Source organism: Rhodococcus sp. PD04, from assembly GCF_035918275.1.
GTDB classification, from domain to species: Bacteria; Actinomycetota; Actinomycetes; order Mycobacteriales; family Mycobacteriaceae; genus Rhodococcus; species Rhodococcus rhodochrous.
The window spans coordinates 2,839,068-2,861,907 of record NZ_CP142143.1 but is presented as its reverse complement, the minus strand read 5'-3'; the positions used below and the strand labels follow the sequence as shown (position 1 = coordinate 2,861,907).

Here is a 22,840-nt window from a genome sequence, read left to right as displayed (position 1 = left end):
AGTGTGTCAGCCGGCCCGCTCGGTGTCGTGGCCGGTGTTGTCGTCGCCGTGTTGCGCTTCGAGTTTCGCCAGCGCCGCGCGTAGGGCGGCGGCTTCGTCGGCGCCGACGCGGCCGACGAAGTGGACGAGGGCGGCGGCGCGGCCGGCGGTCTCGTCGGCCTGGTCGAGGGCGTCGACCATGAGGCTGGCGACGAGTTCGTCGCGGCCGTGCACCGGCAGGTAGCGGTGGGCGCGGTCGTCGCGTTGCTGGATGACGAGGTTCTTCTTGGCGAGGCGCTGCAGGACCGTCATGACGGTGGTGTACGCGAGGTTGCGTCGAGCCGAGAGGGCTTCGTGGACCTGCCGGACGGTCTGTGGTTCGGGGGTGGACCACAGGTGGTCCATCACTGCGCGTTCGAGTTCGCCGAGTGCTGCCATGGGTCGATTCTACGGATTTCTCCGACGAATGTGCGTACTACCCCTAGTCGTAGGGTCTGACCTGCGGTGGGACCATCGTCACCTCCGGTGGGGACCTCCGGCGGCGCCGTAGACGTGGCGGGTGCCGATGGGCACGATCAGCGGCCGGTCGGACACCGGATCGTCGATGACGGAGGCGTCGAGGTCGAACACCTCGCGCAGCAGTTCCACGGAGATCACCTCCGAGGGCACCCCGGAGGCGACGACGCGGCCGTCCTTCATCACCACGAGGTGGTCGCTGTAGCGCACGGCGAGGTTCAGGTCGTGCAGCACCATCACCACGGTGCGGCCGAGTTCGCTGTGCAGCCGGTCGACGAGGTCGAGGACCTCCACCGAGTGCGCCAGGTCGAGGTAGGTGGTGGGTTCGTCGAGCAGCAGGATGTCGGTGCCCTGCGCGAGCGCCATGGAGATCCAGGCGCGTTGCCGTTGTCCGCCGGACAGTTCGTCGATGGGTCGGTCGGCGAGGTCGGCGATGCCGGTGCGTTCGAGGGCGATGGCGACCTCGTCCTCGTCGTCGGAGGACCATTGCCGGAACCAGGACTGGTGCGGGTGCCGGCCGCGGGAGACCAGATCGGCGACGGTGAGCCCTTCGGGGGCGACGGGGGCCTGCGGCAGCATGCCGAGCACCCGGGCGACCTCGCGGGTGCGCATGGTGGTGATGTCGTGGCCGTCGAGCAGCACGGTGCCGGTGCGGGGTTTGAGCAGCCGGCTCAGGGCGCGCAGCAGGGTGGATTTGCCGCAGCCGTTGGGGCCGATGACGGTGGTGACGACCCCGGTGGGGATGGACAGGTTCAGGTCGTCGACGATGAGCCGTTCGCCGTAGCCGAGGCTGATGTGCTCGGCGACCAGTCGCGGCGCCGCGTGCTCGACGTGGCCGGGGGCCGGGGCGGGAGGCAGATGGGTGTCGGTCATCGGGAGACCTTTCGGTTGGAACGCACCAGCAGGTACAGCAGGAAGGGGCCGCCGAGCGCGGAGGTGACCAGGCCGACCGGCAGCGGCACCGGCAGGATGGTGCGGGCGATCAGGTCGGCGGCGACGACGAACAGCGCCCCGGTCAGGGCGGAGGCGACGATCGGGCTGCCCGCCGAGCCGACGAGGCGCAGGGCGATCTGCGGGGCGGCGAGGGCGACGAAGCCGATGGGGCCGGCGGCGGCGGTGGCGACGGCGGCGAGCGCGCACGCCGCGATGAGCAGCAGCGCCTGCTGGGTCTGCAGCTTCACGCCGAGGGAGCGGGCGGTGTCGTCGCCGAGGCGCAGCGCCCCGACGGTGAAGGAGGCGGTCGCGGCCCAGCCGCCGACGAGCAGCAGGGCGATCGCGGCGGGCACCACCTGGCTCCAGGAGACGCCGTTGAGCGAGCCGGTCAGCCACACCTGGGCGCGGCTGACGTCGTTGATGTCGGCGGAGACGAGCATCCACTGGGTCAGGGCGATGAGCATGGCGTTGACGCCGATGCCGATGAGCACGAGCCGGAAGCCGTCGGCGCCGCGCCGCCACGCCAGCAGGTAGATGACCGTGGCGGTGAGCAGCGCGCCGAGCAGCGCCGACAGCGGCAACCCGAGGGTGGCGAGCAGTCCGACGATGGAGCCGCCGCTGGTGACGACGATCAGGGCCACGGCGGCGGAGGAGGCGCCGGCGGTGATGCCGAGGATGTCGGGGCTGGCCAGGGCGTTGCGGGAGACCGATTGGGTGATGGCGCCGGAGACCGCGAGGGCGGCGCCGACGACCACGGCGGCGATGCCGCGCGGGAGGCGCAGGTCGAAGACGATGAACCGGTCGAGGCGTTCCCCGCCGCCGAGGAGCACCTCGACGACCTGCAGGGGGCTGAGCGGGTAGTCGCCGCGGCCGAGGGAGATCGACAGCAGCACCGCGGTGGCGGCGACGATCAGCGCGCACACGATGACCATGCGGGCGCGCCAGACGACGGAGACGGAGCCGAGTCGGAAGGCGGGCCGGCCCGGGACGCGGGTGGAGACCTGCACGGGGGAGCGGCGCCTGCCCGTCGTCGGTTCGTCCGTGTCGAGGGAGGGGGTGGGGGTGTCGTTCACAGGGCCACCAGCTTCCGGCGACGGACGAGGGCGATGAAGAAGGGGGCGCCGATGAGGGCGAGCACGATGCCGACCTGCAGTTCGCCGGGGCGCACCACGATGCGGCCGACGACGTCGGCGAGGACGAGCAGTGCCCCGCCGAGCAGCCCGGCATAGGGCACGAGCCAGCGGTAGTCGGGGCCGGTGACCGCGCGGGCGATGTGCGGGACGATCAATCCGACGAAAGCGATGGGTCCGCAGGCGGCGGTGGCGGCGCCGGTGAGCACGGTGATCGCGGCGATGCCGATCACCCGGGTGGTGACGACGTTGGTGCCGAGCGAGCGGGCGACGTCCTCGCCGAGGCTGAGCAGGTTCAGTGCCGGGGTGGAGGCGAGCGCGACGAGCAGTCCGACGACGATGAACGGCAACACCTGCCAGAAGACGTCCATGCCGCGGCCGGCGACGGAGCCGACCACCCAGAAGCGGTAGCCGTCGAGGCTGGTCTGGTCGAGCAGCACGATGGTCTGGATCATCGCCTGCAGGAAGAACGCGACCGCTGCGCCCGCCAATGCGAGGCTGAGCGGGCTCGAGCCGCCGTTGCCGATGGAGGCGAATCCGAACACCACGATGCTGGCGAGGGCGGATCCGGCGAAGGCGAACCACAGGTACTGCGCCGGGGTGGACAGTCCGAACAGGTAGATCGACAGCACCACCAGGAAGGCGGCGCCGGCGTTGATGCCGAGCAGGCCGGCGTCGGCGAGCGGGTTGCGGGTGTGGCCCTGGATCAGGGCACCGGCGATGCCGAGCGCGGTGCCGACCAGCAGTGCGAGCAGGGTGCGGGGGATGCGCAGCGAGTGCACGATCACGTCGGTTTCGGAGCCGTCGTTGACGATCAGGGCGTGGAAGACCTCCGCGAAGGTCATCGGGCGGGCGCCGACGGCGATGCTGGCGAGGGCGCCGAGCACCAGTAGTACGAGCAGCGCGGCCAGGCCGAGCAGGCGGCGGCGGCGCAGGGCGGCGACGCTGCCGTCGGTGGGGCGCGGGGTGAAGTCGTCGTGGCGGGCGTGGCGTTCGGTGACGATCTCGGTGCCGCGGCGCAGCAGGGCGCGGCGGGTGCCGACCGGTCCGGTGGTGGCCCGGTCGCGCAGCACGAGCCCGGTCCACTGCAGGCCCAGGCTCTGGCCGGTGCGGCCGGCGCGGTAGGCGTGGTTCCACCACAGCAGTCCGGCGGCGGCGGCCAGGGCGGCGCCGCCGAAGACGATGCGGTCGGTCTGGCCGCCGCCGTTGGCGTCGGCGAGGGTGTCGACGACGAGGGCGCCGATGAGCAGGGGGATGGCGAGGAGCGCGAGGTCGCACAGGACGGCGGCGATCCGGCGGCCCGCGCGGGGCGGGGCGGTCGGGTCGGCGTCCGGTGGGGCGTGGGGGGTGACGGTCACGGGCGCGGGGTGCTCCTCGGGAAGGCGGTGGTGCGGTTCGGGTCGTCGCGGATCGTGGGGAACGCGAAGGCCTTCGGAGTTAGGTTACGGAATCCTATGTGTCGGCGGGAGTAGGGGATGGGGTTGCGCACACCACCCCCGGATGCAATGGTTAGGCTTACCTAATCAGGATGACCGTCGATCAGGAGGTGTCGGATGACGACGCTGCTGCTGCCGCCCACGGCGGCACCCGTCCGCCCGTTCGAGGACACGCGCGCCCGGCTGCGCGCGCTCGCCGCGGGAGCGCCCCGCGTGTATGCGGTGGCCTGTATCGACGAAGAACCCCGCCGCCGCTGGTGGTTCCTCGGCGGCCCCGAACGGCAGCAGCGCATCGAGGCGCTCTACGACCGTGCCCTGCTCGACATCGAGGATCCGCGCATCGCCGTCGAACAGGTCGCCGGCGCCCTCATCCACGCCGTGGTCGGCCGCGTCCTCGCCCCCTACGCCCTCGAGGGGCGCGTCTGGGATCCGGGTCCGGACAATCTGTGGCTGCACCAGGACAGCGACGGCTGCATCGACTGGGCCGGTCTCGCCGACGACACCCTGCGGGTGCTGCCCGAGGACCGCGCCGCCGGGCAACGCGACGTCGTGGTGCTCCCGTGCGAGCAGGCGATGGCGGTGTGGACCGCGCACCGCGCCGCGACCGCGTTGAACGCCGTCCATCTCGCGTTGCGGTCCCTCGCCCCGCTCGACCGGAACCGCTTCTGGGCGATCGTCGGGCGCACCGTCGTCACCGGCGCCGCCCACCTGCCCGTGCTCGGCGGTGCCTCCCGCCGCACCGCCGCGCGCCGCGGTCAGGCGTTGCTCGACGCCTTCGTCGCCGCCGGCCACCCCGTCCGAGGCCTTGCCGGATTAGGGCAGCCTTCCCTATAATCGACTCCGTTCCGACTGCCGGACCGCAGCGGAGTCCTGAGGGCTGCAGTGACTCCCGGTCCCTTCCCGCGGCGGGCCCCACATCCGTGTGGGGCCCGCCGTCGTGTGTCCCCACGCCCCCACCGTCGCCGCACAGTGCACCGCCCCGTCGGCGGTGCGGCGGTGCGGCGGTGCGAACCGCAGGGGATGCTGGAGGAAATCCCCGTCGCGTCCCGGAAGCACCGCGAGATGACCACCCTGTGGATGATCGAAGACCTCGAACCGTGGCCCGACGGGCCCACCGCCGGGCAGGTGTGTGAACCGGCCACCTCCTGGACCACCCCCGGAGCGACCGACTGCATCCGCGAACTCGTCCGCCACGTGCCCGCCCGCGTCGAGCGGATCGCCGTCGACGATCGCGTCGAACTGCTCGCCCATCTCGGTCACGGCTTCACCACCGTGCTCCCCCCGCAACTCGACACCCTCGGCGATGTCGTGCTCACCGGGCATCTGGTGTGGGACCGCTTTCTGGGGACGCTGTACCGCACCCGCCCGTACGGGCGCGCCCGGGTCGCCGAACCGCACCCGGTGATCCAGCGGACCATCAGGATCCCGACAGCGGTCACGGGCTGGTACGGCGTCGAGTACGAGGGCGCGCGGACCGTGCACCGAGTCGGGCCGATCCCCGACGGCTACTCGATCGTCGCGCACGCGCTGCTGGTGACGCTGCAGTGACCACCCCCGCGCGCCACGCGCGGACGTCGGACGTCCGAAAACCGCCATGTCCTACCATCGTTCGACGGCCACCTGTCCCGGCGGCCGGTCGACCCACGCACGAACAAGGGAAGCCCCGTATGAGCGACCAGTCCACCTCCGCCCCGGCCCAGCACGACGTGCAGGCGATCAACGCCGTCAACGACCGAGGCTTCAACACCGCCCTCGGCCTCGAGTTCGTCGAACTCGGACCCGACCTCGCGCGCGCCCGGTGGACGATCACCCCCGACCAGCACCAGCCCTACGGCATCGTGCACGGCGGGGTGTACTGCGCGGTGATCGAGTCCGTCGCCAGCGTCGCCGGCGCCAACTGGCTGGGGGACAGGGGCAACGTCGTCGGGGTCAACAACAACACCGACTTCCTCCGCGCGACCCGCGAAGGGGTCCTCACCGCGACCGGCACCCCGGTGCACCGCGGCCGCACCCAGCAGCTGTGGCGGGTCGAGATCGTCGACGAGCATGATCGGCTCGTCGCGCAGGGACAGGTGCGCCTGGCGAACATCACCGACGCGGACCGCATCGGGCACTGACCCGCCGACGGGCGGCTCCGGCCGGGACAACGCGCCCGACCGGAGCGTCGACGGTCAGCCCGCGGCCTGCGTCCCGCCGCGGCCCTGCCCGGCCGGGGCCTGCGCGGACTGTGTGTCGCCGTTGGTTGCGGTCTCGCCGTTCTGCGCGTCGCCGCCGGGTTCGTCCGAGCGCATGTGCTCGAGCGCGATCCGCGCGAACACCTGCTGCTCGGTCGCCGCCATCTCGTTGCGGCCGGTGGAGAAGAACGCCTGCGCCCAGGACAACAGCGTCGACAGCTTCGACGAGAACCCCACCAGATACAGCAGGTGGATGAACAGCCACGCCACCCAGCCGAGGAACCCGCTGATCTCGAGTTTGCCGACCTTGGCGACCGCGCTGAACCGCGAGATGGTCGCCATGCTGCCCTTGTCGAAATACTTGAACGGTTCCCGATGGCTCGGGTCGGCGCCGTCGAGGGAGGCGATGATCTGCCGGGCCGCGTACTTGCCGCCCTGCATCGCCACCTGCGCCAGACCGGGCAGCTTGTTCAGCGACATCATGTCGCCGATGACGAACACGTTCGGATGCCCCGGCAACGTCAGATCCGGCAGCACCTCCACCCGCCCCGCCCGGTCGACCTGCGCCCCGGACTGTTCGGCGAGCTGCTTGCCGAGCGGGCTCGCCGCCACACCCGCCGACCACACCTTGCACTGCGACTCGATGCGCCGCTGCGACCCGTCCTTCTCCTTGACGACGAGACCGTCGGCGTCGACGTCGGTGACCATCGCGCCGAGCTGGATCTCCACCCCGAGCCGCTCGAGGGTGTTGCGGGCCTTGCGGCTGAGTTTGCCGCCGTAGACCGGCAGCACATCGGAGGCGCCGTCGAGCAGCACCACCCGCGCCTCGGTCGGATCGATGTTGCGGAAGGTGCCCTTGAGGGTGCGGCGCGAGAGCTCGGCGATCTGCCCGGCCAACTCCACCCCGGTCGGGCCGGCACCGACCACCACGAAGGTCAGCAACCGGGCGCGTTCGTCGTGATCGTGGGACAGTTCGGCCTGCTCGAACGCCCCGAGGATCCGGCCGCGCAACTCGAGGGCGTCGTCGATGGTCTTCATTCCCGGCGCGAACTCGGCGAACTGGTCGTTGCCGAAATAGGACTGGCCGGCGCCGGCGGCGACGATGAGACTGTCGAAGGGCGTGGTGGTGTAGCGCTCGAGAAACCGGGAGGTCACCGTCCGGTTCTCCAGGTCGATCGTCTCGACGTCCCCGAGCAGTACCTGCGCGTTCTTCTGCTTGCGCAGCACCATGCGGGTCGCGGGGGCGATGTCGCCGACCGACAGGATGCCCGTGGCCACCTGGTACAGCAACGGCTGGAACAAGTGATGGGTGGTGCGCGCCACGAGCGTGACGTCCACATCGGCACGAGCCAGGGCCTGGGTCCCGAACAGCCCACCGAAACCGGATCCGATCACGACCACACGATGACGGCGGGGTTCGGTCTGCTCGACGCTCATGGATGCTCCTTCACGTTGCCGGATGGATCGATCCCCAGTCTTGCAGTTGCCGCGCCCGCCCACAGCGCAACCGACGAGCTAGCCCGGCCCGTCGCCGAGCGGCTCGCGGCCCGACCCGAGCAGCCCGTAGACGGGGTTGTGCCGCGCGGCGTGCCGCACCGCGTCGTTCGTCGCCGAGGTGTACACCTGCACGGTCTGCAACGACCGGTGCCCGAGCAGCTGCTGCAACTCGACCATCGTCGCGCCGCTGTCGGCCAGGCTCGTCGCGAAGGTGTGCCGCAGCGCGTGGGCGAGCGCACCGCGTTTGCGTTCGGACTCGATACCCGCGCGGCGGTAGATGCGCCGCACCCGGTACTGCAGGGTGCCGCGGGTGATGCGTTTGCCGTCCGCGCCGACGAACAGCGGGTCGGCCGGGTCGTGCCGCTCCCACACGGGCAACTCGTCGCGGTCGCGGGTGCGGCGCCGCGCGGCGGGGAAGCGGGCGTAGCGTTCCTCGAGATAGGTGGTGACGATCGCCGTCCAGCTGTCCTCGAGGGGGATCTCCCGTTCGATCGCGCCCTTGCCGAGCACCCGCAGCACCGGTGCCCGGCGGCCACCGAGGATGCTGCCCACATCGAGCCGGATCAACTCGTCGGAGCGGATCCCGGTGAGCAGCAGGGTCGCGATGAGCGCGAGATCGCGTTGCGGCCAGTCCCGCGCCGACTCCGCGGGGCGTTGCGCCTCCACGGTGACGGTGTCGACGAGTTGGTTGATCGCGGTGGGGGAGAACGCCTTCGGGGTGTGCTGTGGTTTCTTCGGCTGCGCGATCGAGGCCATCGGGTTGCCTTCCGACACCCCTTCGGAGACGAGGAAGTTGCAGAAGTTGTTCCACACCGACCAGGCGCGGCGCACCGACGCCGGTTGCCGTTCGGCGGCGAACGCCGCGAATGCCGACCGCAGCCCGCGTACCGTCACGTCCCCGAGTGTCAGCGCGTCCTCCGGCACGGCGGCGGTCGCCGCGAGATGCGCGCGCACCGCGTGCAGGTCGAGCCGGTAGGCCTTGATGGTGTGCGGGGACCGTTTCGCGGTCTGCAAGGTCTCCAGATACGACCCGATCCAGTCCGACAATCCCGGCTCGGTCGCGCTGCCCGCCACGATGCCCCTCCCGTGAAGATCCGCTCGTACAGATGTGCGAGTCCAGTGTGACAGCAGGGACCGACGGGACGGCAGGGACCGCGTCCGGGTTCGGGGAGACCGGCGCCGGGTACGCGGTGGAGGACCGACCCTTCGGGGAGAGGAGCACCCCATGCCCGCAGGTGATGTCGAGACGTTCCATCAGGACGGCTCCTGGCACAACCGCATCGAGGGTGCGAGCGACCTGCTCGGCACCTACGCCACCCGCGAGGAGGCCGTCGCCGCCGGCCGTGACGAGGCGCGCCGCCGCAAGGTCGAACACCTCGTCCACAACCTCGACGGGACCATCGGCGAACGCAACACCTACGGTCACGACCCGCGCGACATCCCGGGCTGATCGCCGCCGGGCTCGCCGAGACCGAGAAGGTCAGCCGCGGCGGCGTTTGGCGCGCGCGGCGAACTCGTCGAGCACCCGCACCACGTCCTTGGCCTGCCAGATGCGATTGCGGCGCCCCTCGGTGATCTGCGTGAGGATCCCCGCGTCCACCAACCGGTCGATGGCGATCTGCGCGTTGGGGCCGGTCACCGACAGGGCCGCGGCGGCCGAGCGGTTGTCGATCACCGGCTGGCGCAACAGCACGTCCACCAGTCGGTGCACCGCCGAATCCCGCCGCGCCGTCACCCGGGACCGCCACCGTTCGCGCACCGTTTCGAGATCGGCGACGAGGGTGCGGCCGTTGGCGACCGCCGCGAACGATGCGTCGACGATCGACCGCACGATCGGCCCGGCATCCCCGGCGCGGTAGGCGCCGAGCGCATCGAAGTACTCCCCGGTGTTGTGCAGCAGACCCGCCGAGACCGGCACGGCGACACTGCGGGTGAGCTGCCCGCCGCGCAGCATCGCCTGGATCAGCGCGCGGCCCACCCGGCCGTTGCCGTCCGGGAACGGGTGGATGGTCTCGAGCTGGGCGTGCGCGACCGCGATCTGCGCGACCACCGGCAGATCCACCCGGTTGGCGAAGACCACCAGGTCGTCGATCAGTTCGGGTACCCGCTCGTGGTGCGGGGGCACGAACTGCGCGGTGTGCGGGCCCAGGCTGCCCCCGCCGATCCACACCTGCTGGGTCCGCCAGCGTCCGGCGATCGCCGGGTCGTCGTGGTCGAGCAGCGCGTGGTGCATCCGCAGGATCGCGTCGGCGTCGATCGCATCGGACAATTCGAGTGCCGCGCGCATCGCCCGCACGTTGCCGACGATCAGGCGGGCATTGCGGGAGGCGTGTTCGCCGAGTTCGGCGAGTGCGATCTGCCGGGCGCCGCTCGAGAGGTTCTCGATCTCCGAACTCGATGCGCTCTCGGTGCGCAGCAGGATCGAGGCGAACGGGGCGGTGATGTGCCCGACCTCGACATCGAAACGGGTCAGTTCCGTCGCGGCTTCCTCGGTGAGGGCCTGCAGTTCGCCGTCGAGCGGGATCGGCCGGGGTGCGATGAGCGGGGGGACCGCGGCGCGGTAGGGGCCGGTGGTCAGGCGCTTCTCCCGCCGCGAGCCGTAGGCATCGCGGCTCACCCACGGGTGCTGTTCGTAGGTGACCGCGGGCCAGCCGGACGCGACGTCGACCGATGCCATCCCCGGACCATACCATCGGATAGTCGATTATCCGATGGTATGGGCGGGTTGTGGATTCGGTTCGGGTCGGTGCGCACGCCCGGAACCCGGAGTTTGGGCCGTGGCTGCTTCGGACGTAGGGTGCTGGGCCATGGCACTACCGACCTTCGACATCGACACGCCCATGGCCTATCACGTTGCGCAGCACAACATCCTGCAGAGACTCGATGCCGGCGACGACGCCGGGACGGTGCGGGAGGAATGGCGGCAGGCCATCGAGCGCATCATCGACAACCATCTCGCCGGCCACGATGCGCTGAGCTTCGTGACCGCTCCCGCGCTCGGCCCGGTCGACTGACGCACCGCTCGGTACACCCCGCCCCGCGGACCGGCACGGGCCGCGGAGCGGGGACGCCGGGCTTGCGCACCGCTACACGACGGTGTCGAACAACTGGCCGACCCCGTAGGTCACCACCATCGCGAGCGCACCACCGAACACCACCCGCACCACCGCCCGGCCCCGCCGGGCGCGGCCGAGCCACGCACTGATCGATCCCGTCGCCGCCAGCGCACACAACACCGCCACGAACGTCACCGGGATACGCACCGTGTCGGGCGCCGCGACCACCATCAGCAGCGGCACCAGCGCCCCCAGGGTGAACGACACGGCCGACGACAACGCCGCCACCCACGGATTCGCGAGTTCGGTCGGGTCGATCCCCAACTCCACTTCGGCGTGCGCGGCCAGCGGGTCCCGCGCCGTCAACTCCTCCGCCGCGGCACGCGCCGTGACCGCCGACAAGCCCTTCCCCTCGAGCAGCGCGGCCAGTTCGGCGAGTTCGGCCTCCGGCATGGCGGCGAGTTCGCGACGTTCCGTGTACAGCGCCGCGCGCTCGGTGTCGCGTTGGGCGCTCACCGACACGTATTCGCCCAGCGCCATCGACACCGCCCCCGCGGCCAGCCCGGCCGCACCGGCGGTGAGGATCGCCGACTCGTTCGCCGTCGCGGCCGCGACACCGACGACCAGTCCCGCGGTCGAGACGATGCCGTCGTTCGCGCCGAGCACACCCGCCCGCAGCCAGTTGAGTTTGCTCGCCAACCCGGCGGTGTGCGGTTCGCGGTCCTCGTGCGGCCTGCGGGAATCGTTCGGGGACGACGGATCCGGACGTGACATGTCGTGAAGCTACACCGGCGGTCGGCGGCGCGGTGGGATACCCACGGCGGAGAACCGGCGCGCCTCCGCGGCGGCGACCGCCCATTCCGGATCCCCGGGCAGCGCACCCATCGGGTCCCGCTGCGCGCACGGCACACTCGTATCGACCGGCAGCACCGCGCGTTGCACCGCCCGCGCGACCCCCACCGGCCGATGAGCGGCCGGGACCAGGCGGCCGATCCACCGGCGGTCCCGCGCCGTCATGTCGTGTCGCAGGCTCTCCATCAGCGCCGCCACGGTTCCCGACGGCACCTCAGTCAGCCACGAGCCGATCCGGCCGATCACCGCGCCCGGCAATCCGGCGACGGTGACCTGGGCGCGCGGCATGCCCGTGATCTGCCCGTAGAGGCGGAGCAACTCGGGATAGCGCAGCGACTGCCCGCACCCCACGTCGAACGAGTCCGTGGGGGTGTCGGCGACGGCCGCCCCGAGCACCGCGGCGACCAGGTCGACGACCGCGATCGGCTCGACCCGCGAGTCCATCCAGTCGGGTACCACGGTCACGGGCAGGCGCCCGCCGAGCTGGCCGAGCACTTCGAAGCTCGTCGACCCGGAGTCGAGCACCACCCCGGCCCGCAACGTGATGACCGTCCGGTGGGAGCGGGACAGTTCCTGCTCGACCTCCCAGCGGGAGAGCAGATGCTCGGACAATTCGTCCGGCGCACAGTCGGGGACGAACCCGGAGACGTAGACCACGCGCGTCACCTGCGAGGCATCGACCGCGCGTCGCACCGTGCGGGCCGCTGCCAGGTCGAGGTCCCGGAAGTGCGCCGAGCGCATCCCGTGCACGAGATAGACCACGACGTCGACATCGTCGAGCGCGGATGGGAGAGTGTGCGCGTCGGTGACGTCCACCCGCGTGGTCTCGACCCGGTCGTGCCACCAGAAGCGTCGCAGGGACGCGGGGTTCCGGGCGGCGGCGCGCACGGGGCAGCCGGCGGCGAGAAAGGCGGGAACGACCCGGCTGCCGACGTAGCCGGATGCACCGATCACGAGAACCCTCATCCGCTGTCCCGTCCCTTGTCGCCTTCGGGAGGATGCACCGTGTAGGACGGCGGTGAAACATCGGGACCGGTTCCCGCCACAAAAATAGTGTTACCGTTAGTCACAAATACAGTGGCCGGTATCGAAGGAGGCCTCCCATGTCGATGCTGCGCGACAGCCCACTCCGACATCGGATCCTGTTCGTCCTCGCCGTCCCCCTCGGCGCCGGACTGCTGTCCGCCCTCGGACATCTCGTCCAGCGCCGCCACGGCCGGCCCACCTCCGTCTCCGAATCCCTCTTCGCCATCGCCAGCAGCCTGCGCCGCCGCACACTGTTCACCCGGCCCACCGGCGACCACCCACCGGCCCCCGAGACGCCAGGACAACCATGACCACAGGACGACCATGACCACCCACACCGTCACCAACGGGCCCGTCCGACTCCACGTCGTCGAAGAAGGCAACCCGCACGGACCGACCCTCGTCCTCGTCCACGGCTGGCCCGACACCCACGCCCTGTGGGACCGCGTCGCACCCCTGCTCGCCGACGACTTCCGCATCCTGCGCTACGACAACCGCGGCGCCGGCGCCTCCACCGTCCCCCGCGAGGTGGCGCACTACCGGCTCGAACACCTCGCCGCCGACCTGCACGCCGTCATCGACGCCCTCGCCCCGAACGACCCCGTCCACCTGCTCGGCCACGACTGGGGCGCCGTGCTGTGCTGGGAAGCGGTATGCGAACCCGACGCCGGCGAGCGCATCGCCTCCTACACCTCGATCTCCGGCCCCAACCTCGACCACCTCGGCCTGTGGATGCGCCGCCGCCTCCGGCACAAACGCCCACTCGGCCCCGCCGAACAGGCCCTCGCCTCCGCCTACACCCTCGCCTTCCAGATCCCCGGCCTGCCGAATCCGGTGCTGCGCGGCCCGCTCGCCCGCCACTGGCCGGCCTTCGTCGGATTCTTCGACCGCACCGACCCCGCCGCGATCGCCCCCGTCGCCCCGACCCTCGCCGACGACATGGTGCACGGACTGTCCCTGTACCGGGCGAACATCCGCGCGCGGCTCGCCCGACCCCGCGAGCGGCGCACCGACGTCCCGGTCCAGCTGATCCAGAACCTGCGCGACCGAGCCGTACGCCCCGTCGGCTACGAGGACACCTCCCGCTGGGTCACCGACCTGCGCATCCACCCGCTCGACGCCGGGCACTGGTCGCCGCGCTCCCATCCCCGCGACATCGCCGCCGCCACCGCCCGATTCGTGCAGCAGATCGACGCGGCGCGCCCCTGACCACCCGACCTCAGCCGGACGACTCCGCGCGCGGCGCCGACTCCACCGGCGCATCGTCGTCGTGCACCGGTAGCCGCCGCGGACCCGGACCCTGCTGCCCGAGCACGTCACCGGGATTCGCGAGCGGACACGACGCCAGACTCAGGCACCCGCAACCGATGCAATCGGTGAAACTGTCGCGCAACGCGGTGAGATCCTCGATGCGGCGGGTCAGCCGGTCGTGCCACGCCCGCGACAGCCGCGCCCAGTCCTCCGTCGTCGGCACACGACTGTCCGGCAACGAATCGAAGGCATCCTTGATCTCCTCCAGGGACACCCCCACACCCTGCGCGACCTTGATGAACGCCACCTTGCGCAGCGTGTCGCGACGATAACGCCGCTGATTGCCCGACGTGCGGCGACTGGTGATCAGACCACGCGACTCGTAGTAGTGCAGCGCCGAGACCGCCACCCCGGAACGGTCCGCCAACTGCCCGGGTGTCAGCCATATCGCAGGGTTCATCGGGCCCCCTCCTCGCCCCGCACACATCGTGATCGAGTTGTGCTGCACAGTACCGGCCCCCGAAGACACCGGGCACCCGGGCCGAGCCGAGCATCCCCGGGTCAGAACGACGGCGGCCCGAACTCGGCAGCGACCTCCGGCGCATCCATCCGCAACATGTCGTACGCGGTGTGCGCCCACGTCCGCACCGACTTCGGGTACGGCCGCTCGAACCGTTCGCAGACCCGCGCCGTCGCCAACGCCGCCTCGAACCGCCACTTACGGGAACCGCTCACGAACGTCCGGGCCTGGAACAGATAACTCGATGCGGGGATCGTCACGCCGACCACCGTAGAACCTCCGACCGGCCCAGCGGGGGAGCGGCACCCCGCGCGCCCCGCCGCTGCCGCCCGTCCCGACCACATTCCTAAGGGAGTGTTAGGAACCGCCACAGCCCCTTCCGCAACCACTGTGACCCGAACCACTGTGGGGAGCGCACAGATCCAGGCAGCGAAAGGAGTCCCCGGTGAGCACCACCTCGACGGGCGAACGCCGAGTCATCGGCAACGTGTTGAAAGGCTCGGTCGGCAACCTGATCGAGTGGTACGACTGGTACGTCTACGCCGCGTTCAGCGTGTACTTCGCGAAAGAATTCTTCCCCGAAGGCGACCCCACCGCCCAACTGCTGTCCACCGCAGCCATCTTCGCCGTCGGATTCCTCATGCGACCGATCGGCGGCTGGATCATGGGCCGCTACGCCGACCGGCACGGACGACGCTCGGCGCTGACCCTGTCGGTCACCGTCATGGCCGTCGGTTCCCTCATCATCGCCGTCACCCCGTCCTACGCGACCATCGGACTCGCCGCCCCACTGCTCCTTGTCCTCGCCCGCATGATGCAGGGACTGTCCGTCGGCGGCGAATACGCCACCAGCGCCACCTATCTCGCCGAGGTCGCCTCACCCGGACGCCGCGGCTTCTACTCCAGCTTCCAGTACGTCACCCTCGTCGCCGGACAGCTCATCGCCCTCGGCGTCCAGATCGTCCTGCAGCTCACCCTCTCCGCCGAGGCCATGCAGGCGTGGGGCTGGCGCATTCCGTTCGTCATCGGCGCCGTCGCTGCCGTCGCCGTGATGTGGCTGCGCCGCACCATGGACGAATCCGAAGCCTTCACCGCAGAAGTCGCAACCAAGAGCACCGCCGACCTCCCGAACGGCAAGCCCGAACAGGGCGGCATCCGGATGCTGCTGCAGTACCCCCGCGAATGCCTGCTGGTGTGCGCGCTGACCCTCGGCGGCTGCGTGGCGTTCTACACCTACACCACCTACATGCAGAAATACATGATCAACACCTCCGGCATCTCCAAGGACACCGTCGCCTGGATCAACTTCGCCGCCCTGCTGGTGTTCATCGTCCTGCAACCCATCGGCGGCGCCCTCTCGGACCGCATCGGCCGCCGCAAACTGCTCATCTTCTTCGGTGTCGGCGGCACCGTGCTGACCGTGCCACTGATGACGATCCTCGGCAGCACCACGAACCCGCTGGTCGCCTTCGGGTTGATGATGCTCGGCCTGACCGTCGTCACCGGCTACACCTCCGTCAACGCCATCGTCAAGACCGAACTGTTCCCCACCAAGGTCCGCGCACTCGGCGTCGGCCTGCCCTACGCGCTGACCCTCGCGATCTTCGGCGGCACCGTCGAAACCGTCGCGCTCGCCCTCAAGCGCGCCGGCCACGAATCGCTATTCTTCTACTACGTGACCGGCTGCATCGCCGTCTCGCTCGTCGTGTACTTCTTCATGCGGGAAACCTCCGACGGCTCACCCCTGGACCGCACGAGCACCCGGACGGACACCCCCGACGAGCACGCCGACCTGGCCACCTCGCGGCACTGATCGAAAGGGAACCACGTGCAGATCGCGGTGGTCGAGGACGACGACGGAGTCGGCGACGCCCTCGTCGAAGCCCTCACCTCCCACGGCCACCGGCCGATCCGCATGCGGCGCGGCGCCGACCTGCTCCTCGGCCACCGCGACCTCGACGCCGTCATCCTCGATCTCGGGCTCCCCGACGCGGACGGCCTGCAGGTGCTCCGGCAACTGCGGGCCGTCAGCGACGTCCCCGTCGTGATCCTCACCGCGCGCGGCGACGAACGCTCGGTGGTACGCGGCCTGCGCGGCGGCGCCGACGACTACCTCGTCAAACCGGCCCGCCTGGCCGAACTGCTCGCCCGCGTGGACGTCGTCACCCAACGGCGCCGCGCGCTGTCCGAGACCTCCCGCATCGTCCGGGCCGGCGACGTGGTCGTCGACCTCGACGCCCGCGAAGTGGAGGTGGGCGGCGAACCGGTCACCCTCACCCCGAAGGAATTCGACCTGCTCGCCGTCCTCGTCGCCCGACCCGGCGCCGCGGTCAGCCGCCAACAACTCATGGACGCCGTGTGGGGCGACGCCTATGTGGCGATCTCCCGGTCGCTCGACGTGCACATGACCGGGCTGCGCGCCAAACTCGCCCGCCCCGGACTCATCTCCACCATCCGCGGCTACGGCTACCGGTGGGGCGGCTGACATGCAGCGACGGGTCCTGGCGGTGCTGCTCGTCTTCGCGACCGTCGCCGTCGTCGCCTTCGCCGTCCCGCTCGCCCTCGCCACCAGCGCCGGCCGCACCGCCGTCCTGGGAGCGAACCGGGAAGCCGACGCCCACCACTTCGCCACCCTCGCCGTGCAGATGCGCGCCCCCGGCAGCACCGCCCTGCTCGACGAGGAGGTCACCCGCTACCACCGGCTCTACGACGAGGGCGTGCTCATCGTCGACGCGCGCGGCGCACCCCGCGCGAGCGCGGGCCTGACCCCGACCGATCCCGGTGTGCCGGAGGCGATCACCGCCGGTCTGCGCAACCAGAAACAGGGCATCGGGGGTCCGCTGACCCCGTGGTCCCCGCAGCGGGTACTGCTCGCCGTGCCGGTGGGCACCGGCGCCCAGGTCGAAGGAGCCGTCGTCGTCGAGGTGTCCACCGACGCCGCCCGCCACGACATCCGCACCTCGTGGCTGCTCATCGTCACCGGTGCGGCAGCGGCCCTCGTGCTCGTCACCATCCTCGCGACCGCCCTGTCGCGGTGGACGGTCCGCCCGCTCACCGCACTCACCGCGCGGGTCGCGGCGCTCACCGACAGCGTCCCGGCGCTGCATCCACGCTTCCGCACCGGCGACACCACCGTCTCGGTCCGCTACCACGGCCCACCGGAGGTCCGGGAACTCACGCAGGCCTTCGACACCATGTCCGAAGCTGTCCACACGTCCACCCGCGCCCAGAAGCAACTCATCGCCGACACCGCGCACCAACTCCGGAACCCGCTCGCCGCGCTGCACATCCGGCTCGACTCCCTCGAACCGCACGTCGCTGCCGCCGGCACGGAGACCTACCGGCGCACGGCCGTCGAAGTCGACCGGCTCGGCGGCATCCTCGACGGCCTGCTCGCCCTCGCCACCGCCGAAGCACCCACCGACACAGCGGGCACCGAAGGACACGACGGGTGCGATGTCGGCGCCGTCGTCGCCGACCGCGTCGATGCCTGGTCCGAGGCCCTCGCCGAGGCCGGCATGACCGTCACCGTGGACGAACCGTCCGCGCAGCGCCTGCACGCCTGTTTGTCCGCCGACCATCTCGCGCAGGTGCTCGACGTGCTGCTCAGCAACGCGAGCAAGTACGCCCGCGCGGCCACCGGGGTCCGCATCACCACCCGACACCACGACGGGACCATCCGGATCCGCGTCGAGGACGACGGTGCCGGAGTCGCACCCGACGAGCTCGGCGCCCTCACCTCCCGGTTCTTCCGCGGGTCCGGAGCCGACGGGCCCGGTACCGGCCTCGGGCTGTCCATCGCGGTCGCGCTCGTCGAGAGCGGCGGCGGCACCGTCGATCTCGCCGCCGCCGATCCGCACGGACTCGTCGTCATCCTGACACTGCCCGCCGACTCCCGCGCGGAGGCATCATGATCACCCGCCGCGATCTCCTGCGGTCCTTTGCGCTGCTGGCGGTGGGTGGAGCCGTCGCCGGCTGCACGCGCACCGGAGAGCGTGAGGAACTGATCCTGGCGGCAGGGGAGGAGGGTGGGTTCTTCTGGGAGTTCGCGGAACTCACCGCGGCCGCCGCCGAGCGAGCGGGTCTTCCCATTACGGTCGTGCCGGAACGCACCCCGGGATCGGTCACCAATCTCGCCGCCTTGATGGCGGGGGACGCGGAGCTGGCGCTGACGCTCACCGACGTCGCGGTGCGGGCCCACGACGAGGGCGCGCAGTTCACGGCGATCGGGCGGGTCTACGAGAACTACATGCAGTTGGCCGTGCGTGCAGACTCACCGATCCGGGAGATCGCCCAGTTGCGGGGCGCACGGATCAGCCTCGGAGCTCCCGGCTCGGGTGCCGAATTCACCGGCGAACGCATCCTCGACGTCGCCGGGCTCGCCGAGCCGGGAGCCGTCACCCGGGTGCACCTGTCGATGGCCGACGCCGGTCGCGCAGTGGTGGACGGCGAGATCGACGCCGTCCTGTGGGCGGGTGGTGTTCCTACCCCATCGTTTGCGAACCTGGGTGTGCCGCTGCGGCTGATCGATCTGTCCGTGCTCCTCGAACCGCTGCGGGCGCGATTCGGTCCGCGTTACGAACCGGTGCTCATCCAGCCCGGCACGTACGGGCAGCCGGACGCCGTCGCCACCATCGGCTTGGGCAACCTGCTGCTCGCCGGCGCCTCGGTGTCGGACGAGGCGGCCGCCGCACTGGTGGATCTGCTCGTCGACCGCGCCTCCGAACTCGTGCCGGCCCAGGCCACCGGCAGTCAGTTCCTCGACCGGCAGTCGCTGATCGTCACCGCCGATGTCCCGCTGCATCCGGGAGCGGTGGCCGCGTACCGGCGCCATCACGGTTGACGAGACGGGCGGGCAGGGGAGAAGGACCCCGGAATCGTGCCGTCCCAAGGGCGGACAGTGGGGTGGAAGGCATGCGCTGGTGTCGTGGGGATGCGGTGCGGAGATCGGGCTCGCCCTCGAGGTTCGAGGAGATCGGGACCGGATCGGCTGTGCAGGGGACATGCGCGGGGCACAATGGAACCGCTCACCTCTGTGTGCGTGAAACCTGTTGTCTGACAATATGATTCATGGATAACGGTGATTATCCATCAAATGTGGAAGAGGTGAGAAGGGGTAAGCGGTGGTCGCGGCACCCTGGGGGACGGGATGAGTCCGCCCGCCACATGCACATCATTCGGACGGTCTACTGCGCGACGTGCACGCGACAATGACACGGTGTTGCCGCAACGCACTGCATCAGCAAACTTGCGAGTCGAAGCAGTATGCATGTCGCAGTGTGCATGTCGCGCGCAGTGCGACACCGATGAATATGCGACCGATCGTGCGGCGGCCGGGCCGGCGGCTCGGTCCGGTACAGGCGCCGCCGGGCCGAGTCGGGCCGCGTGGGATCCGAAGGCGGGCCGGGGTCGAATCGACGCGGGTTGCATGCGGGACGACATCGCATCGACGCGTGTCGAATCAAGGATCTCCGGAGCGCTCGGGACGCCCTGCCGCACCTACCCGGAGGAGGTCCGATTCCACCCTAGTTAACATAATGTAGATTATCAGCAATAATGATATACGTCGTGACCTGGGGTTCGGCACTGATGACCCTGCAACTCGACCGGCGACCCGATTCGCCGATTCACGACAGCGTTGCACGCACTGCATCGCGTCGTGCGCCGGGTCGTCCGGCGCACGTTGTGCACTCCGCGTCGTGCGGCGCGCGAACCGCGCCGTACGACGCGCTCCCGGCATTCGATCTGCCGCGCATCCGCCGTGCCCGATCCGCACCGACCCGGCTCGGGCCGGCCCAGACCGCCGCCTGGGGTCGGTTCTCTGTCTCGGACGCCCGATGCGACCGTCCGGGCCCGCCGCCCTCGTCCCCTGCTCGTCCGCCCAGTCACCATAAAAACGTCACAGTGACGTTTTCGCGTGGTCCCGCGAGTCCCGCTGTGGACACGTATCTGCGTCGATATCATCGGCGCGGCAGTGACAACGCGATCCGGGAAGGTCGACCGTGACGCAACCACGGCTCCTGCGCTTCTGGGTGGTCTTCGTGATCACCACCGTCCCGTTCTATCTCTGGGGCGCACTCACCGACGGTGAACTCGACATCGCCGGTGCGCGTCTGCCGATCAGTGCGTTGATGTTCGTCTGCCCGGCGCTCGCGGCCCTCGCCGTCGGTGGTGGGCGTGAGTCGGCGTGGCGTCGCATGCGTACGCCGCCGCGCGCACGGTGGCTGATCGTCGCACTCGTTGTACCAGCGGCGCTGCTGATGATCGCGTCCGTCGCGGTCGCCGGAACCGCTCCGTCCGGCATCTCCGTCTCTCTTGTGGTGGTCGCCGGTGCGTATCTCGTCGCGGCGGTGTGCGAGGAACTCGGGTGGACGGCAGTGTTGATGCCGGCGCTGTTGCGCACCCACGGTGTCCTGTCCACCGGCGCGGTGATCGGGATGATCTGGGCGCTGTGGCACCTGATTCCGTACGTGCAGGCCGGTTACGGGTCGGCGATGCTGCTCGGCCAGCTCGCGTTCACGGTCGTCTTCCGGATGCTGCTGGTGCAGATGACGGTCGCCGGCGGCGGCGCGCCGATCATCGCGGTGGTCGGTCACGCCTCGTCCAATGTGGCGTGGACGCTCCTGGCTGCGAGTGGGATCTACTCGCCTGTCGCGTCCGCGGTGGCCGTCGGGTTCGCCGTGATCGTCCTGACCTGTCTGCGGGCCGCGTCCCGCCGGGGCGAGAAGGTGGACTCCCCTCCTCCATCCCGGACAACCGACCCTGAAACGTCACAGTGACGTAATGGGACCGGGGTCCGGGGCGACCGGTGTCACGACGGTCGTCGCAACCGTCGCAACTGCGCGGACAGATAATCCCGGGCACGGCGATGACCCCCGACCCGGACGAGTTCGTCGGCGAGCTCCTCGAGCAGTCGCGTCAGCAGCTCCTCGTCGGGCGTCCAGCCGTCGCGCTGCCGGCACCGGTCGAGCCATTCGACCGGCGCGACGTGTCCACGGTCGGCGTTGCAGCGTCGGCAGGCGGCGACCTCGTTGGCGGTGATACTCGGCCCACCCTTCAGGCGCGGCACGAGATGATCGGTGGTCGGGGTGATCAACCGTCCGAACTCCCGTCCGCACCACAGGCACCGTCCGTCCTGACGGTCGAGGGCGAGCGAGAGTCGGGTGACGCGGTCCATCCTCCGATCGTGGCGCATCGGCGTCACCGGGGTCGCCGATGGGGCCGATCGGTGTCCCGCGGATGGTTCAGGGACGTGCTTCGAGGACGAGATTGAAGGGCGTCTCGGTGGCGCGCCGGAAGGTGCCGAAGCCGGCTTCGGCGGCGACGTCGGCGAGCCGCCGCTCCCCTGCCTGGGCGCCGAGCCCGAGCGCGACCGGCTGGTCGAGCGACGACGGAGTGCACAGCACCGTCGATGCGGCGTAGTACATCCGGCCGACCGGGTTGAGATTCTCGGGCAGGCTGTCGCGGGCGAACGGTTCGACGAGCATCACCGTGCCGTCGTCGGTGAGCGCGCCGCGCGCGTACCGCAGCGCGCCGACGGGATCACCCATGTCGTGCAGGCAGTCGAAGTAGCAGATCAGGTCGTAGTCGGATCCGGGGAAGTCGGTCGCCGAGGCGACGGTGAAGGTGGCGTTGTCGACGCCCTGTTCGGCGGCCAGTTCCGTCGCCCGCGCGATGGACGCGTCGTGGTAGTCGAAGCCGCGGATGGTGGACTGCGGGAAGGCCTGCGCGAGCAGGGTCGTGGAGACACCGTGGCCGCAGCCGATGTCCGCGACGGTGGCGCCGGCGCGCAGTTTGTCGACGACCCCGTCGAGGGCGGGCAGCCACATGTCGACGAGGTTGGCGCGGTAACCGGGGCGGAAGAACTGTTCGGTGCCGACGAACAGTTCGGGATCGTGTTCGTGCCAGCCGAATCCTTCGCCGTTGCGGATGCGTTCGGCGATGCGGCTGCGGTCCTTGTACACGGAGCCGATCAGGTGGAAGCCGCCGGCCAGGTAGACGGGGCTGTCCTCGCGGGCGAGGGCCATGGCGTGTTCCGGTGCCAGGCTGAACGTTCCGGCGTCGGGGTCGTAGGTGAGATAGCCGCTGGCGGTCTCGGCGGAGAGCCATTCGCGCAGATAGCGTTCGCGGATGCCGGTGCGGTCGGCGAGTTGTTCGCTGGTGACCGGGCCGGCTTCGTCGAGCGCGCGCCACAGTCCGAGTTCGGCGCCGATGAGTACCAGTGCGCCGTTCATGGCCGCACCCATGTCGACGACGAGTTGTCCGAGGGTCTGCTCGAGTCGTGCTTGGTCGGGTTCGTGTATCTCCGTGGTCATCACGCACCTCCTGGCGATGGGAGTACTCGCTCACGGTAGGTCGCGTGGCCGGTTCCTCGGCGACGGCTCGGGTTCGATCGGGTGTCGATCCGGGTGGTGGTGCGTAGCGGGAGGTCACGAACCGGGTGATGGTGGGAGGATTCGGGGGTGCGTGG

Annotated in this window: 25 protein-coding genes; 12 read left to right on the top strand and 13 right to left on the bottom strand. The window is 70.5% G+C overall.

The annotated features are described in order from the left end of the window. Positions 1–6: 6 nt before the first annotated feature. The 4 genes from U9J23_RS13200 to U9J23_RS13185 all read right to left on the bottom strand — a co-directional run bounded on the left by U9J23_RS13200 (position 7) and on the right by U9J23_RS13185 (position 3,916). Positions 7–417, bottom strand: coding sequence for a BlaI/MecI/CopY family transcriptional regulator (locus U9J23_RS13200; RefSeq protein ID WP_059384146.1), 411 nt, complete (start codon positions 415–417; stop codon positions 7–9). A gap of 78 nt (positions 418–495) precedes the next feature. Then, positions 496–1,368, bottom strand: a complete 873-nt coding sequence (locus U9J23_RS13195; protein WP_059384147.1) for an ABC transporter ATP-binding protein — start codon at positions 1,366–1,368, stop codon at positions 496–498. Beyond that, on the bottom strand, positions 1,365–2,501 hold the full coding sequence (locus U9J23_RS13190; protein ID WP_085470267.1) for a FecCD family ABC transporter permease: 1,137 nt from the start codon (positions 2,499–2,501) through the stop codon (positions 1,365–1,367). Before U9J23_RS13190 ends, U9J23_RS13195 begins: the two co-directional genes overlap by 4 nt. Continuing rightward, on the bottom strand, positions 2,498–3,916 hold the full coding sequence (locus U9J23_RS13185; RefSeq protein WP_085470266.1) for a FecCD family ABC transporter permease: 1,419 nt from the start codon (positions 3,914–3,916) through the stop codon (positions 2,498–2,500). The genes U9J23_RS13190 and U9J23_RS13185 overlap by 4 nt, the downstream gene beginning before the upstream one ends. Before the next feature lie 195 nt (positions 3,917–4,111). On the opposite strand from U9J23_RS13185, the gene U9J23_RS13180 reads away from it, so the two are divergent. The 3 genes from U9J23_RS13180 (at position 4,112) to U9J23_RS13170 (ending at position 6,111) form a co-directional block, all read left to right on the top strand. Then, the gene (locus tag U9J23_RS13180; protein WP_229579273.1) at positions 4,112–4,828 is read left to right on the top strand and encodes a hypothetical protein; all 717 of its coding nucleotides are present in this window, start codon (positions 4,112–4,114) and stop codon (positions 4,826–4,828) included. A 228-nt stretch (positions 4,829–5,056) separates the two neighbouring features. Further along, positions 5,057–5,542 carry a hypothetical protein gene (locus U9J23_RS13175; RefSeq protein WP_229579272.1) on the top strand — a complete coding sequence of 162 codons (486 nt, stop codon included), beginning with the start codon at positions 5,057–5,059 and terminating at the stop codon, positions 5,540–5,542. Positions 5,543–5,661: 119 nt separating this feature from the next. Beyond that, the gene (locus tag U9J23_RS13170; RefSeq protein ID WP_059384150.1) at positions 5,662–6,111 is read left to right on the top strand and encodes a PaaI family thioesterase; all 450 of its coding nucleotides are present in this window, start codon (positions 5,662–5,664) and stop codon (positions 6,109–6,111) included. A 54-nt stretch (positions 6,112–6,165) separates the two neighbouring features. Here the strand turns inward: U9J23_RS13170 and U9J23_RS13165 are convergent, their stop codons facing one another. After that, positions 6,166–7,605: an NAD(P)/FAD-dependent oxidoreductase gene (locus U9J23_RS13165; protein WP_085470264.1), complete on the bottom strand. Its 1,440-nt coding sequence runs from the start codon at positions 7,603–7,605 to the stop codon at positions 6,166–6,168. Positions 7,606–7,683: 78 nt separating this feature from the next. Continuing rightward, the gene (locus U9J23_RS13160) at positions 7,684–8,739 is read right to left on the bottom strand and encodes a tyrosine-type recombinase/integrase (protein ID WP_059384152.1); all 1,056 of its coding nucleotides are present in this window, start codon (positions 8,737–8,739) and stop codon (positions 7,684–7,686) included. Between the two features lie 151 nt (positions 8,740–8,890). Between U9J23_RS13160 and U9J23_RS13155 the strand changes: the two genes are divergently transcribed. Then, entirely contained in the window at positions 8,891–9,115 is a 225-nt protein-coding gene (locus tag U9J23_RS13155; protein WP_059384153.1) for a DUF2188 domain-containing protein, read from the top strand. Positions 9,116–9,145: 30 nt separating this feature from the next. On the opposite strand, the gene U9J23_RS13150 is transcribed toward U9J23_RS13155, so the two are convergent. Beyond that, a complete protein-coding gene (locus U9J23_RS13150) occupies positions 9,146–10,342 on the bottom strand; it encodes a Fic family protein (protein WP_326598269.1) in 1,197 nt (398 codons plus the stop codon). 130 nt (positions 10,343–10,472) lie between these two features. Between U9J23_RS13150 and U9J23_RS13145 the strand changes: the two genes are divergently transcribed. Next, positions 10,473–10,679, top strand: a complete 207-nt coding sequence (locus tag U9J23_RS13145; RefSeq protein ID WP_033098304.1) for a hypothetical protein — start codon at positions 10,473–10,475, stop codon at positions 10,677–10,679. 72 nt (positions 10,680–10,751) lie between these two features. On the opposite strand, the gene U9J23_RS13140 is transcribed toward U9J23_RS13145, so the two are convergent. Continuing rightward, positions 10,752–11,495 carry a VIT1/CCC1 transporter family protein gene (locus U9J23_RS13140; protein ID WP_033098303.1) on the bottom strand — a complete coding sequence of 248 codons (744 nt, stop codon included), beginning with the start codon at positions 11,493–11,495 and terminating at the stop codon, positions 10,752–10,754. Between the two features lie 9 nt (positions 11,496–11,504). Beyond that, the gene (locus tag U9J23_RS13135) at positions 11,505–12,539 is read right to left on the bottom strand and encodes an NAD(P)H-binding protein (protein ID WP_326598265.1); all 1,035 of its coding nucleotides are present in this window, start codon (positions 12,537–12,539) and stop codon (positions 11,505–11,507) included. A 137-nt stretch (positions 12,540–12,676) separates the two neighbouring features. On the opposite strand from U9J23_RS13135, the gene U9J23_RS13130 reads away from it, so the two are divergent. Both U9J23_RS13130 and U9J23_RS13125 read left to right on the top strand, forming a co-directional pair. Next, entirely contained in the window at positions 12,677–12,910 is a 234-nt protein-coding gene (locus U9J23_RS13130) for a hypothetical protein (RefSeq protein WP_033098301.1), read from the top strand. 13 nt (positions 12,911–12,923) lie between these two features. Continuing rightward, on the top strand, positions 12,924–13,808 hold the full coding sequence (locus U9J23_RS13125) for an alpha/beta fold hydrolase (protein ID WP_059384157.1): 885 nt from the start codon (positions 12,924–12,926) through the stop codon (positions 13,806–13,808). A 10-nt stretch (positions 13,809–13,818) separates the two neighbouring features. Here the strand turns inward: U9J23_RS13125 and soxR are convergent, their stop codons facing one another. Together soxR and U9J23_RS13115 are read right to left on the bottom strand one after the other, a co-directional pair. Then, a complete protein-coding gene (gene soxR, locus U9J23_RS13120; RefSeq protein ID WP_059384158.1) occupies positions 13,819–14,310 on the bottom strand; it encodes a redox-sensitive transcriptional activator SoxR in 492 nt (163 codons plus the stop codon). Positions 14,311–14,411: 101 nt separating this feature from the next. Then, complete coding sequence (locus U9J23_RS13115) at positions 14,412–14,630, bottom strand: hypothetical protein (RefSeq protein WP_226949839.1); 219 nt, start codon at positions 14,628–14,630, stop codon at positions 14,412–14,414. A gap of 185 nt (positions 14,631–14,815) precedes the next feature. On the opposite strand from U9J23_RS13115, the gene U9J23_RS13110 reads away from it, so the two are divergent. The 5 genes from U9J23_RS13110 (at position 14,816) to U9J23_RS13090 (ending at position 21,149) form a co-directional block, all read left to right on the top strand. Further along, entirely contained in the window at positions 14,816–16,183 is a 1,368-nt protein-coding gene (locus U9J23_RS13110; RefSeq protein ID WP_085470262.1) for an MFS transporter, read from the top strand. Positions 16,184–16,198: 15 nt separating this feature from the next. Continuing rightward, entirely contained in the window at positions 16,199–16,855 is a 657-nt protein-coding gene (locus U9J23_RS13105; protein ID WP_085470261.1) for a response regulator transcription factor, read from the top strand. Position 16,856: 1 nt separating this feature from the next. Further along, complete coding sequence (locus tag U9J23_RS13100) at positions 16,857–18,284, top strand: sensor histidine kinase (protein ID WP_326598257.1); 1,428 nt, start codon at positions 16,857–16,859, stop codon at positions 18,282–18,284. After that, on the top strand, positions 18,281–19,213 hold the full coding sequence (locus U9J23_RS13095) for a TAXI family TRAP transporter solute-binding subunit (RefSeq protein ID WP_160877720.1): 933 nt from the start codon (positions 18,281–18,283) through the stop codon (positions 19,211–19,213). The genes U9J23_RS13100 and U9J23_RS13095 overlap by 4 nt, the downstream gene beginning before the upstream one ends. 1,159 nt (positions 19,214–20,372) lie before the next feature. After that, positions 20,373–21,149 (top strand): CPBP family intramembrane glutamic endopeptidase, encoded by a 777-nt coding sequence (locus U9J23_RS13090; protein WP_155418964.1) that lies wholly within the window; start codon positions 20,373–20,375, stop codon positions 21,147–21,149. 32 nt (positions 21,150–21,181) lie between these two features. Here U9J23_RS13090 and U9J23_RS13085 read toward each other — a convergent pair whose 3' ends face one another. Both U9J23_RS13085 and U9J23_RS13080 read right to left on the bottom strand, forming a co-directional pair. Beyond that, positions 21,182–21,547: an HNH endonuclease gene (locus U9J23_RS13085; protein WP_059384164.1), complete on the bottom strand. Its 366-nt coding sequence runs from the start codon at positions 21,545–21,547 to the stop codon at positions 21,182–21,184. Between the two features lie 67 nt (positions 21,548–21,614). Continuing rightward, positions 21,615–22,685, bottom strand: coding sequence for a class I SAM-dependent methyltransferase (locus U9J23_RS13080; protein ID WP_059384165.1), 1,071 nt, complete (start codon positions 22,683–22,685; stop codon positions 21,615–21,617). Between the last annotated feature and the right edge of the window lie 155 nt (positions 22,686–22,840).

Bases quoted from the DNA above. Each gene is read 5' to 3' on its own strand.
- U9J23_RS13200 (WP_059384146.1), bottom strand. From the start codon at position 417: ATGGCAGCACTCGGCGAACTCGAACGCGCAGTGATGGACCACCTGTGG.
- U9J23_RS13195 (WP_059384147.1), bottom strand. From the start codon at position 1,368: ATGACCGACACCCATCTGCCTCCCGCCCCGGCCCCCGGCCACGTCGAG.
- U9J23_RS13180 (WP_229579273.1), top strand. From the start codon at position 4,112: ATGACGACGCTGCTGCTGCCGCCCACGGCGGCACCCGTCCGCCCGTTC.
- U9J23_RS13175 (WP_229579272.1), top strand. From the start codon at position 5,057: ATGACCACCCTGTGGATGATCGAAGACCTCGAACCGTGGCCCGACGGG.
- U9J23_RS13170 (WP_059384150.1), top strand. From the start codon at position 5,662: ATGAGCGACCAGTCCACCTCCGCCCCGGCCCAGCACGACGTGCAGGCG.
- U9J23_RS13165 (WP_085470264.1), bottom strand. From the start codon at position 7,605: ATGAGCGTCGAGCAGACCGAACCCCGCCGTCATCGTGTGGTCGTGATC.
- U9J23_RS13155 (WP_059384153.1), top strand. From the start codon at position 8,891: ATGCCCGCAGGTGATGTCGAGACGTTCCATCAGGACGGCTCCTGGCAC.
- U9J23_RS13150 (WP_326598269.1), bottom strand. From the start codon at position 10,342: ATGGCATCGGTCGACGTCGCGTCCGGCTGGCCCGCGGTCACCTACGAA.
- U9J23_RS13145 (WP_033098304.1), top strand. From the start codon at position 10,473: ATGGCACTACCGACCTTCGACATCGACACGCCCATGGCCTATCACGTT.
- U9J23_RS13140 (WP_033098303.1), bottom strand. From the start codon at position 11,495: ATGTCACGTCCGGATCCGTCGTCCCCGAACGATTCCCGCAGGCCGCAC.
- U9J23_RS13135 (WP_326598265.1), bottom strand. From the start codon at position 12,539: ATGAGGGTTCTCGTGATCGGTGCATCCGGCTACGTCGGCAGCCGGGTC.
- U9J23_RS13130 (WP_033098301.1), top strand. From the start codon at position 12,677: ATGTCGATGCTGCGCGACAGCCCACTCCGACATCGGATCCTGTTCGTC.
- U9J23_RS13125 (WP_059384157.1), top strand. From the start codon at position 12,924: ATGACCACCCACACCGTCACCAACGGGCCCGTCCGACTCCACGTCGTC.
- soxR (WP_059384158.1), bottom strand. From the start codon at position 14,310: ATGAACCCTGCGATATGGCTGACACCCGGGCAGTTGGCGGACCGTTCC.
- U9J23_RS13100 (WP_326598257.1), top strand. From the start codon at position 16,857: ATGCAGCGACGGGTCCTGGCGGTGCTGCTCGTCTTCGCGACCGTCGCC.
- U9J23_RS13095 (WP_160877720.1), top strand. From the start codon at position 18,281: ATGATCACCCGCCGCGATCTCCTGCGGTCCTTTGCGCTGCTGGCGGTG.
- U9J23_RS13085 (WP_059384164.1), bottom strand. From the start codon at position 21,547: ATGGACCGCGTCACCCGACTCTCGCTCGCCCTCGACCGTCAGGACGGA.
- U9J23_RS13080 (WP_059384165.1), bottom strand. From the start codon at position 22,685: ATGACCACGGAGATACACGAACCCGACCAAGCACGACTCGAGCAGACC.